The following is a 12,002-nucleotide window of genomic DNA, read 5'->3' on the forward strand; positions in this document are numbered from 1 at the left end:
ATTGAATTTACAGGAAATGGTCGATTTATACATAGAGGAAGGATTGACAAGGGTATTAGCAGAAGCTAGAGTATGCCAAGATATTGTGCTAAAAGCTATTGCTGATGGACCGTTAAATAGAAACGTAACAATAAAAGGTGGTGTGGTTATGAGAAGCATCACCAATAATAATCGAAGAGCTACAAGAGATATAGATTTGGACTTTATACATTATTCGCTAGCAGATGAATCTATAGAGGCATTTATAAGACGCCTTAATTGCATAGAAGAAATAAGCATAGAAATATCAGGAGATATAAAAGAACTCAAGCATCAGGATTATCATGGAAAAAGCATCGAAGTAACAATTAAAGATGAGTTCGATAATCATGTGGAGAGTAAAATTGATATTGGGGTTCACAAAGATTTGTCAATCGAACAAGAAGAATATTGCTTTGATGTATGTCTAGACGAGAATGGTGCAAGTCTATTAAAAAATACAGTGGAACAGGCTTTTACCGAAAAGCTTAGATCACTTTTAATATTTGCAAACAATAGCAGGCGCTATAAAGATATCTTTGATATGTATTACCTTAAAGATGTTGTTAATGTTGAGAAAACGAATAGACTTGTAAAACACTATATTTACGATGATGATGGAATGAAAGAAAATGATATTGATGACATACTCAAGCGAGTTTCATACGCTTTTAAGGATTCTCAATATTTAAGAAGAGTTTCAACCTCAAGGCAGCGTTGGATAGATGATGATATTAAAGTTATTGCTGATGGAATAATTGGATTTCTCGAGCAGCTTAGTTAGAAAAGAAGTCAATGAAAACGTTAGAACATTACCACTTATTTAGGCATGGAAGAAATTCATTTTCCATAAGGGATTGAATGTTTGGGGATAAATGATTGAATTTTGAATATGGATGGAACTACTGTAAAGTTAAACTAGTGGTAAAAAAGGAGGACTGCAAGTTGAAAATGCAGCCCCCTTTTTTAATGGCAAGGTTGCCCCTAAGTTGCCCGTTTATTTTTATGCTGTTAAAATGATAAAAATAAAGCAGAATAATCAACGTAAATAATAAATATTATTTAGAAAAAACTATTGATAATCTTCGCTGATGATGGTATTTTTTTATTAGACTGCAGGAAGGCATGGGTAATGCCCGAATCCAAATATTCCATCGGCGGGATTAAGAATGGTATATCCATTCTTTTTTTATCTTATGGAGGATTTTATGCTTAATACAGAGCTTCCAACAGACCTTACTTGCTGACATTTACTGTATTCTCATTAATCACTTCCTTAGATTCGCTTTCCTTCGCCTTAAAATAATTATCAAAGAGCGAATCCGCAGCATCCATGGTTTGTTGGCAAATAGAAGGTAGTTTTCTTCCCCAAGACTTACCTGCTAAACCAAATCCTTTATGCATTGCCTTTTGCATTTCATGCATTTTTTCTACATCATCACCAGCTAATGCGCTAGCAAAATCAAAAAGTCTCTGAGAAGTTTGTTTTACGCCCCAATAACCATCTTCTCCAATATCAGCCTGAGCTTTGGCCTTTGTGGCAGCATCAACTTTGAAATTGCCGCCAGCTAACATTCGCCAAAAGCTGTCATCATTTGCTTTTCCAAATGTTCCAACTTGTCCTGAAATAGTCTTATTAACTAATTCAAGCATCTGCTGCTTCTGCTTTTCCATATTGTCCTTTAATTGCTGCACCAGGGCAGCGCGGTCCTCTTTGCTCATCTTATTGATTTTGTATGAACCCGTTTCAGTTTTATCACCCTTTTCGTATGTAACCCCTTCATCATTCGATTTTTTATTTATACTGTTTATTCTTACAGGTGTTTCTGTTTTCTCAATATTACTAGGTTCATTTGAATTTAAAACTGTAGGTGTTACATTTGAAATTCCATTTATATCCATACCCATAATAAATACCTCCATACAAAACTATTCTTTGAAGTCATACTTACTTTTTACTAAGTCATTTAGAGAATTAGAATAGCGTCCTTGTTTGTTATAAGAGCTTCCTACACCAGCAGCATTCGCAATGGAATTTCCCTTATTCATTAACTGCGAAGCATATGAATTATGGCCAGTGAATAGCGATTTAAGAGCTCCTATATCAGCCTTTTTTAACTGGTCCACATCTAACGAAAGCTTATTTCCTTTTCCAATATAAATTCCTACTTTGTTAAGAGTTTTCTGGTGTGCAGAAGTTGTTTTTGTCATCCACGCACCATTTCGTAAAACGCTTTTAGTGTTGGAATTACCTGCAGCTTCAACAGTATTGTTATAGTTTTCAATAAATGCATTTAAAGCCTTCTCAATATCCGACCAGTTATAATCTGATTTAGCTTTTTCTTCTCCTGTTAATTCATCTTTTTCTGTAATTGTTTTTTGTTCCCATAAGGATGCACTCATGAGCCTTTCAGAAGATTTAGATAAAGCACTTGCTGCTTCAGCCATTGCTGTTAACTTAGCCGAAGAGTCTTTTCCAGCGTTGGCTTTCTGGGCTTTGTCCTGTGCATAATAAGCCTTCATTAGCTTTCCGTAAGTTCCGCTTTTGATGAGTGAATAGTCGGATAGACTAAATGATCCACTGGAAACTTTAGGCGCCGATGCACTTAACCCCTCTAAGAAATCATTTGAATAGTTTTGATTGTTCACGTTGTAGTTCTCATCGAAATACTTGTGATTTGATACATAGTCGCTAATCCTTGCCATAATAATCGACCTCCTTGTCTATAACCCAATCCTTTTAAATACGATAATCAAATGGTATATAATTCACAGGAATCCTCTTTTCCTGTTCAAGTTTTTCTAACTCTTCTTCAGTCAGCATCATCTGATTCAACTCATCCTCGGATAGTATCTCTTCTGATGATTGCTGTAAGTCTTCAACCATTTCCTCAGTAACTTCTTCAACTGCATCTGTAAGATTATCCATTAATTCGTCAAGCATTCCGTCATTCTCAACGCCAGTTGCTTCTTCAATCATATCTTCACGACGCTCTTCAGGCGTCTTAGGTTCATTCTTTTCAGCAGCTTCAGCAATCTTTTCTGCGAGTTCCTGAGCCTCATCAAATACATGGAACATTTGAGCATTGTTGTATTCCATTTTTGCTGCTTTAGATGATTTTGCTGTTTGTTTGCCTCCAAGCATATCCTCCATAGACGAACCTTTGCTCTGTCTGTTTTCTTTCTTCTGTTCAATTTGATGTTGGCGTAATTGATTTTGCAAATCAGTTATTTGCTTTTGAATTTCTTGACGTTTTTTCATTTTTTCATCTATGGACATTTCTTTATCATCGCCAAGAGATTGAAGCTGTTCATTGGCATTATTTATCTGCTCTTGAAGGCTTTTACTATATGAATCCATCTGTTGATTCTGGTTTATCTGAAATGTTGTTCTGGATTTATGTAATTCACTTATACTATTCATATAAACTGACCCCATACGTTAACCCTCCTTGGTATAAATTCGAAATCCTTTTCTTATAAAAAAGATAGTAGTAGCTTTCTATAATCGCTATCGACTATGAATTTTTCAATCTAAACCCATTTGATGTGGACTGCATCTAATATGATGTGAATAGCACTAAAAAAGCCTGCTACATTTCTGCAGCAGGCGCCATTCTGTATTCTTATCCAACAAACATTATGTTGAGCACAAACCATAACTCATTATTTTCACTGAATTGCTTAATTTCAATATCACCATTGTATTTTCTAGCGATTTCCCTTATGTTACGTACACCAAATCCATGACCATCATCATTCTTTATTGAAATAGGAACACCTTCTTCATCAATCTGAGCCTTTTTATCAGACTTATTCTTAATGCTAATAATGTAAACATTTTCTCGTTCAACTGATGTTATTTCAACATATGGCTCATTAACTCTAAGCGAGGCTTCGTAGGCGTTTTGTATGGCATTTGTAAGAACCACACACATTTCAAATGGATTAACAGCTACATTACTTGGATATTTTAAGGATGTCTTTAGTGTTATGCCATTATCAGCAAACCTATCTACAAACTCTGATATTGCAATATCAGTTACGGCATTTCCGGTTTTAGCTGATGGAACTATATTCTTATATGTCTCTTCCCAATTACCAAGGTAATCCCTTAGTTCCTGATACTTTTCTGTCTCCAAAAGACCTTTCATTACAGCCATATGATTGCCTGTATCATGACGTAAGGCTCTCATCTGTTGATATACAGTCTCAATTTGACCTACATACTTTTTGCTATCTTCGATCTGTTTAGCCAACACACGATTAGCATATTCTATTTCTTTGTTAGCCTTTATGCTCTGATAAAAGTAAAGTGTAACACAAAGCGTTAAATAAGCCATTATGCAAAACAGTATGCGATACATATTGCCTGGAATATTAGCCTTGATGCTTCCGTTTTCAATGCCATCAAACCATAGCATATAGTACGAATAAATAATTCGTGTAGCAAGGAAGATGCTTATACATGGAATTAATAACATAATCAGTTCCTTCCAAGATAGGTCTTCTTGCTTATTTTTATATGTTTTTAGAAGCAGCTTGATAGAGAAGAAGAGTAGCAATAAAGCTAATCCATACTCGACAATCGTTGATACAACATATTCAGCTACAATTGCAGGGATGCTTTCTCTAAATAATTTAAAGTTAGAAACAAAATCCCTTTCATAAAAACCAAGCTCAGTGAATATTTCCAAGCTTAACCATCTAATGATAAAAAAGCTTACACATAGAAATATTTTCTGCATAAGATTTCTTTTTTCATCTAAATAGAAAAGAATCACTCCAACAAAAAACAATGAAAAAATCGAGATTGTCAGTCTTATTCCATTTTGGACATCAACATGCCTTAGTATACAGTCTGTAATCCATTCGAAAACTACTGCATAATAAACTGACTTCATATTTTTTACAAACGGCCTGAGCCAATATATAAATAACACAGAAGTAATTATGCAATATATCTCGATTACAGTATTCATAAAATAATTAAAGAATGCATCAGACACCATCATCACAATCCTCTTGTATTAAATGATAAATAAGCTTTTACCAAATCTTGATACTTGCCTCGGGCAACAGGTATTTCTTCGCCAGCCACTTTTACGATTTTGGAATTATAAGATTGAATTGCTGAAAGATTAATTAGATATGCCCTATGAACCCTAAAAAAATCATTTCCAACAGTATTCTCTAAATCTGTCATTCGTCCATAGTATTCAATCTCATCATTATCCCTCATGTGAAGCACAATTCTACGGTTAAATACCTCAGCAAATGCAATTTCTGAAATAGAAACACTTCGGCTTAATCCATTGGCTTTGATTATAAATGACTTATTATCAGGCACTACTGGAGTTACTCTAGTTTGTCTATGTATTATTTCTTCAACGGCTGCATGTAATACCTCGTTTAGCTTTTCTTTATCTATAGGTTTTACTAGATAATTAAAAGCTCTCACATCGAAGGCATTAAAAACATATTCCTCCAAAGCAGTAACAAAGATAATCACTGCATCACTTCCATTAGCGCGGACTTGCTTAGCGAGCTCCATGCCATCAATTCCAGGCATCTGTATATCTAGAAACAAAATGTCAGGATTATATGCTGCTTCCAATAAGTTCTCAGCAGATTCATAGCATTTAACAATGGCATCTGTAATCTCATCAGAAATGCTTTTAGCTATGAAATCTCTTATATATTTTTCATCATCACATATTGCAATTTTCATTTCCACCCCCACCGTATATACGAATATTATAACTGATTTTACGATATATATACCTTGCCTATTGTGTGAAACGCAGTTTTTTTGTTGTGAACAGTTCAAATTTCCAATAATAGTAATTAACGTAACGATAATCCCAATTATTGGAAAATATTTTTTTCTAAAGCTGCATCGTTTTTTTCCATAATTCCCATTAACGCTCCATTAACTATGATTAATGGAAACTTTCGAAATTGTATTTAAATAAAAACATAAACAAGTAGACCATTTCTCGAATTTTGGTCCCTTTTATAGACGTAGAGGTTGGAAAAAAGGTTCCGTTTGTTTTTTGCAAGCATAGAAAAATGTCCCATTTTTCATGGAAATAAATTTCCATAAGAATATTGGGCATGCCCAAACCCTTGAGATTAAAGAATCTCAAAGGCTGCGCACAAAAAAATAATATATTTAAGAAAGAGGTAAAAAATGAAAAATTACAATTTATGTGTATCACTAAATCCAGAAGAAAAAGCGATAGTTTGTGCTTTAGCGGCTCAACACAATATGAAGCCCACTGCATATGTAAAAAGCTTAATATGCTCCCAAAAGCCTAAACAGAGTAAGCCTGTGATATTTATACCAAGCGCTGAGGTGAATTATGCGATAGGTTCAAAGAGTCAATGCGTTAAAGCTTACTTTACCGATAATGAGATGATGGCACTTAGACACATGGCTATGAATGAGCCTTTATCTAGATTTGTTTCTCGTAGGGCACTTCAAGGAGAAAATGTTCTTTCTATAAAAATCGAAGATGATGATTATGACTTTGTATATTCAGTTGTTGAACCTATTTATACATCAATCTATATGTATTTACACAATCTAAAAAGTATTAACGCATTAGAGAAAGATGTTATTGAGAATTTTATTTCAGAACTAGAAAAATCAAATAGATTTCTTATAAAACTAACAGAGTATTTAAATAATAATAGAAGAAGCATTAGAAAAACAAGGCTTAACGAATTGCGTAAGCTCAGCAACTATCTTCTAAAAGACTATGACCTATTTTCAGTATAAATACTTATTCTTTGCTGCTTGAAATTATATCCTGAGAATCTTCGCCATCAAGGACTTCGCAAGTGACATGTGTCATCCTTGACGGCTCAGCTTCTCTGGATAACCAATAAACAAGCAAAGAAAAGGAAAAATGTATTTAAATAAGATTTAGAGAAAGGAATTATAAGTGAAAACAACTAAGGAAATATTATTATTTGCAAACGAAATAACCAAATTATTAGACATTCAAATTGGCCGCAAAAAGACTTTGGAGGACGAATACAAGTGTGATATTATTAGTCTTGCCGACATGCTAAAAGAATTAGACATGATCAATAAAAAGGAGCTTAAATTAAAGCGTACGCTTGTTTCACAGGTCCATGTGAAGAAAAATGGACTGCCTAAAAGCATTAGATATGACGCAGTCAGAGACTTATGGATAACAAAGATTTCTGGCGACATCAGAATTCATGCTCGAACCGAAGAGGCATTATTAGATAAGATATTAGAATACTATGATTGCCATTTAATGTCATATACTATCGACCATATATTCACTTTGGCTCTTAAGCACAAAGAGGATATCGATATATGCAGTCCACTTACAATTCAACGCTATAAGGATTCGTATAATCGTTTTATCTCTGAAGAATTTAGGGAAAAAGATATCAGAAAGGTTGATAACGATTCATTACAGTCATACAGTAAATTAATGACTGCACGACTTCATCCTAAGAAAAAAGCATTTTTAAGCTATAAAGGGGTGTTGAATCTAATCTTCGACTATGCAGAAGAGAACAATTACATTCAAAACAATCCTGTTAAATCTATCAATAACAAGAAGTTCTTGATGCAGTGTGATAATTCAAAGCCACAGAGCAGTGAGAAAATTCTTTCGCTGCATGATATTGAAGCTATTTATTCTGAAATCAATAGACGAAATAATCTTCCACGCTATCAGGGCTATTTTTATTATGGTTATATGGTTCGTATGGCTATTGCGACAGGTATGCGTGCGGGTGAGCTATGTGCTTTGAAATGGACTGATATTGACGATTATTATATTCATATCCATGCACAGCAGTTAACAGGTCGAGGTAAGGGAAATACAGCAAATTTCTATGTAGATTGGACAAAGGATGAAAAGGGTATTTCACGTGGTGGAAGACAATTTCCAATCACAGATGATATTGCAGCTATTTTAGATGATTTGAAAAAAAATCAGCTTGAGAAAAATATTATTTCTGATTACGTGTTTTGCAAACTCAATGGCGATTGGATAAAAATTGGTTCATATCACGCTTGGCTTCGTGAGTTCATGAAAAGTATAAACTTACCAGTCACGAATAATCACGCATTCAGAATGAGTCTTAATTCTAATGTTTTTATTCCAAACGGCATTCCTGTAACAGATAGAGCAAGATTGCTCGGCCACAGTGTTGAAACCAATATAAAGCATTATTCATACGCAAGAATTGGGGTTGATCAAGAAATAATAGATAGGCTAAATGGTAAGGTTGCCCCTAAGTTGCCCCAAAATATAATTGACTTCGAATCAACCAAAAAGAAAAAAGCTTGAGAAATCAACTTTCTCAAGCTCTAATCATTAAAAATTATTATGCCGGCTGCGGGACTTGAACCCGCACGATGTTGCCATCAACAGATTTTGAGTCTGCCTCGTCTGCCAATTCCGACAAGCCGGCGTCCGCAGACTAGTATACTAAATTAGATTGATAATTGCAATGCGTTTTTTAGTTTTTCTAGCAACTTTCCGTACTGGTCGATGACGTCGCTGTGATGGCTTTTAATATAGTCGATTTTGCTTTCTTTTGCTGCAAATTCCAGGTTCTTTGCTGCGTTAGAAAGTTCCTCGGCGCCGATGGTAAGAGCAGTGCCTTTGAGGGAGTGGGCGATGATTTGATAATTAGGCCAGTCCTCTTTTTGAAGTAGGCTGTTTAACGCTTCTCGCTTGTCCTCGTTAACAAATGTAGTTACAATCTGGCGATAGAAATCTTCGTCGCCTGCAGCAAATGCTAAGCCTGCCTTGGCATCTATAAAGCTAAGAGACTTGAGGAATTCGCTTTCTTCTGGTTCCTGATTAGAATCGGCTTTTGGTTCCTCCACCGCTTGAATCAGTTCCTCTGGTAAATGCTTAAGTACCATTTCATCCAAAGCATCAGGTTTTATAGGTTTTGAAAGATAATCCGTAAATCCGTTTTCCAAGTATTTCTTATCAGCACCCATCATTGCATTAGCAGTAAGCATAACAACAGGCGTTTCAAGGTTTGCACTGGCACCGTTTGCTCGAATGCGTTTAAGCACTTCGATACCGTCCATCTCTGGCATCATGTGATCCAGGAAGATGATATCGTATTTACGTTTATGGGATAACGCAAGAGCGTCAGGCCCGTTTAAAGCGGTATCAATCTGTATCTGTGTTTTCTTTAATAGACCAACAAATACATCCAGATTCATTTGCACATCATCTACTGCAAGTATTCGAGCTTTTGGTGCAATAAAGCTATTTGTATAGGTAAGCTTCTTGCGCATATCCAAATCAGTTAACTCACCGATTGGCTCAGGGTTGCTTATCTGCTGAGGTATTTCAACGGTGAATGTAGAGCCATGCTGGTAAGTACTTTCTACGTTGATAACACCGTGCAGTAATGATACAAGGTTTTGAGTGATGGTTAAGCCCAGGCCAGTACCCTGGATTGTTCTGTTTTTAGAAAGATCAAATCGCTGGAAGTTCTCAAAAATATGAGGTAAGTCTTCCTCTTTTATACCGATACCATTGTCCTTGACCTGGATAACAAGAGCAAGGAAGTTATCGTTTCTCTCTTTGTATGTAGCGCTAAATTGTATGCTTCCACCTTCTGGAGTGTATTTCACAGCGTTAGATAGAAGATTAGATAGAATTTGCTTAATTCTAATGTCATCACCAATCAATCCTGCAGGAAGATTTGGGTCGCAAGTAAATGAAAGCATTTGATTCTTCTGTGAAGAAAGGCCTGCAAACATGTGATAGCACTCTATCAAAAGGTGCTGAATGTTGTATTCCCCGGAAACAACTTCAAGCTTACCTGATTCAATCTTTGAGAAATCGAGCACATCATTTATTAAAGATGTAAGGTTCTTTGAAGCAACGTTGATGTTTTCGGCGTACTTCAAAATAGTTTCATCCTTGCATTCGCGACGAATCAGTTCATCCATACCAGAAATAATATTGATAGGAGTACGGATTTCATGAGAAATATTACTGATGAATTCAGACTTTGCCTTGTTAGCTGCCTGAGCTTCATCTATGAGTCTGTTTTCCTCTGTAAGGTCTGTAGCTACGAGGATGTAGCACATTGGCTGGTTGCTTCGGTCAAATTTGCAAGAGAAATTGACGAGGATGACCTTGTTTGTCAACTTTGACGTCAATCGATAGTCAATTATGTCTCCTTTGGAGGCTTTTTCAAACATCTTCAGCGGTTCGCCTGTTTTTAACTCAAAAATCTCTTTCAAACGAATACGATGTGGTTCATTATCAAGCCCCAAAAGCTTGTCAGCGTATTCATTGGATAAATTGAGGTGATAGTTAGTATCAAATACCAGCAGACCAGTTCCTAATGTAGAAAAGATATCCTTACTGATACTGTTTACGGTGATGTTGAACATCATATAGTTGTTGGATGCAACAAAGAAAACAACAAAGGCGAAGAACATACCAACAGTGTAAAATACGTGAGTGAGATTAAAATCACTATCGTATATACGGAAATCTGGAATGCATGATGCAGCCAGAATCAAGTTAGAAATATATGCGAAAAATACGAGACGTTTTTCTCGTTTGAATCGAACATTTACAGCCCAAACGCAGGCGATTATGAACATAGAAATACCCATTATAGTTAAGAACGTATAATGGAAAAGGTGTCGATATGGATCTAGACGGACATATGCGGTGTAGTTTTCATAGCGCACAAAAGTGTCAGATTCTCTACTACCGAAAATTACAATATCAAATAGGGATGCCAGACCGGACAAACCGATAATCAAGTACTCTGCAAATCGGCTGAAATTCAAACAGCTGGTTACAAGAAGGATTTCAGCCATAAGATAAATATCGATTCCAATTAGCCCCAGCACTCTAAAATAGTATGCAAATCTAAGGTCTGGGCTGAGGGACATGATAGAGTATCCCATACAGCATAGACCATTTCCTAAGGCTAGCATGAACACCGAATATTTGAAAAATCCTTTAGTGTGTTTCTCCCTCTTTAAAAAGCTTGCACCAAGGTGCAGCGAGGTGGCTCCAGCCAGCAAAATTATTATGTTAATGTATGTAATATTGTTAATTAAAAGTTCCATAAAATCATTATATAAAATAATTTTCTGATTTTCATTATCAACTTGAGAAAATTGTGGTATCATTTCTTATACAAAGATATAGGGGGCAAGTATGAGAGTTGCAGTAATAGATGACGAAAGTATATTTAGAATGCAATTGAAAATGATGGTAGAAAAACTTTCTGCGAGCAAGGAGATACCTCTAGAAGTTGAGGAATTCTCAAGCGGACCAGATTTTATCTCTGTTTTATCAGAAAGAAGATTCGACATCGTATTCATGGACATCTTCATGCCGGACATGGATGGCATAGAAGCAGCAAAAAAACTCAGAGAGATGACGGAGAGGACTTTCCTTATATTCATGACAGCGTCAGAAGGTCATTATCCAGATGCATTTTCACTACATGCATTTGACTACGTCACAAAACCATTTACAATAGAAAGAATAGATCAGGTCCTGACAGAGATAATCGAGCATACACCTATGGATGCGGCCTTTATTAAACTATCAGCTGGTCCAATAGATGAAAAGGTATATTTAAAGGATATTATCTCAGTAACAACAGATGGCCATTACCTGGAAATAAACAAGGATGATGGCACAACCAGCAGAGTCAGACTTACATCAGGCGAATTTTTGGATTTGGCTGGTGCAGACAAAAGATTCATCATGGTAAATCGCGGCATAATTATTAATATGGACTTTATTCATCACCTTGAGGGTGGCGATATTTACATGGATGATAAGAGCATATTCCCGATTTCAGCTCGTAAAGTATCGGAAATTTCTCAACAGATAAAGGATTATCAATTTAGTAATAGATAAAATATTTTAAGTTAGCCGTAATACTTTTGCCAGATTTTAATCAATCTTGCCAAGGGCGTT

Annotated in this window: 10 protein-coding genes and 1 tRNA gene; 4 read left to right on the forward strand and 7 right to left on the reverse strand. The window is 35.7% G+C overall.

Annotated features, from left to right (window positions below; translation table 11 throughout):
• Window position 1: 1 nt before the first annotated feature.
• Entirely contained in the window at window positions 2-802 is an 801-nt protein-coding gene (locus E7274_RS09640; protein ID WP_304175561.1) for a nucleotidyl transferase AbiEii/AbiGii toxin family protein, read from the forward strand.
• Between the two features lie 452 nt (window positions 803-1,254).
• Here E7274_RS09640 and E7274_RS09645 read toward each other — a convergent pair whose 3' ends face one another.
• The 5 genes from E7274_RS09645 to E7274_RS09665 form a co-directional block, all read right to left on the reverse strand.
• Window positions 1,255-1,926, reverse strand: coding sequence for a hypothetical protein (locus E7274_RS09645; RefSeq protein ID WP_304175563.1), 672 nt, complete (start codon window positions 1,924-1,926; stop codon window positions 1,255-1,257).
• 21 nt (window positions 1,927-1,947) lie between these two features.
• The gene (locus tag E7274_RS09650; RefSeq protein ID WP_304175565.1) at window positions 1,948-2,724 is read right to left on the reverse strand and encodes a hypothetical protein; all 777 of its coding nucleotides are present in this window, start codon (window positions 2,722-2,724) and stop codon (window positions 1,948-1,950) included.
• Window positions 2,725-2,758: 34 nt separating this feature from the next.
• Complete coding sequence (locus tag E7274_RS09655; RefSeq protein ID WP_304175567.1) at window positions 2,759-3,457, reverse strand: FlxA-like family protein; 699 nt, start codon at window positions 3,455-3,457, stop codon at window positions 2,759-2,761.
• 187 nt (window positions 3,458-3,644) lie between these two features.
• Window positions 3,645-5,033: a sensor histidine kinase gene (locus E7274_RS09660; protein ID WP_304175569.1), complete on the reverse strand. Its 1,389-nt coding sequence runs from the start codon at window positions 5,031-5,033 to the stop codon at window positions 3,645-3,647.
• Window positions 5,033-5,749 (reverse strand): LytR/AlgR family response regulator transcription factor, encoded by a 717-nt coding sequence (locus E7274_RS09665; protein WP_304175571.1) that lies wholly within the window; start codon window positions 5,747-5,749, stop codon window positions 5,033-5,035. Before E7274_RS09665 ends, E7274_RS09660 begins: the two co-directional genes overlap by 1 nt.
• Window positions 5,750-6,211: 462 nt before the next feature.
• On the opposite strand from E7274_RS09665, the gene E7274_RS09670 reads away from it, so the two are divergent.
• Both E7274_RS09670 and E7274_RS09675 read left to right on the forward strand, forming a co-directional pair.
• Window positions 6,212-6,802: a hypothetical protein gene (locus tag E7274_RS09670; protein ID WP_304175572.1), complete on the forward strand. Its 591-nt coding sequence runs from the start codon at window positions 6,212-6,214 to the stop codon at window positions 6,800-6,802.
• Window positions 6,803-6,968: 166 nt separating this feature from the next.
• Window positions 6,969-8,360: a tyrosine-type recombinase/integrase gene (locus E7274_RS09675; RefSeq protein ID WP_304175574.1), complete on the forward strand. Its 1,392-nt coding sequence runs from the start codon at window positions 6,969-6,971 to the stop codon at window positions 8,358-8,360.
• Between the two features lie 40 nt (window positions 8,361-8,400).
• Here E7274_RS09675 and E7274_RS09680 read toward each other — a convergent pair.
• Both E7274_RS09680 and E7274_RS09685 read right to left on the reverse strand, forming a co-directional pair.
• Window positions 8,401-8,484 (reverse strand) — tRNA-Leu (locus E7274_RS09680).
• A gap of 22 nt (window positions 8,485-8,506) precedes the next feature.
• Window positions 8,507-10,972: a hybrid sensor histidine kinase/response regulator gene (locus E7274_RS09685; protein WP_304175576.1), complete on the reverse strand. Its 2,466-nt coding sequence runs from the start codon at window positions 10,970-10,972 to the stop codon at window positions 8,507-8,509.
• Window positions 10,973-11,228: 256 nt separating this feature from the next.
• Here E7274_RS09685 and E7274_RS09690 point away from each other — a divergent pair, with 256 nt between their 5' ends.
• Entirely contained in the window at window positions 11,229-11,942 is a 714-nt protein-coding gene (locus tag E7274_RS09690; protein ID WP_033153299.1) for a LytR/AlgR family response regulator transcription factor, read from the forward strand.
• Window positions 11,943-12,002 lie beyond the last annotated feature (60 nt).

Origin of the sequence: Pseudobutyrivibrio ruminis (assembly GCF_015057245.1) — a bacterium.
Classification (GTDB): domain Bacteria; phylum Bacillota; class Clostridia; order Lachnospirales; family Lachnospiraceae; genus Pseudobutyrivibrio; species Pseudobutyrivibrio ruminis_E.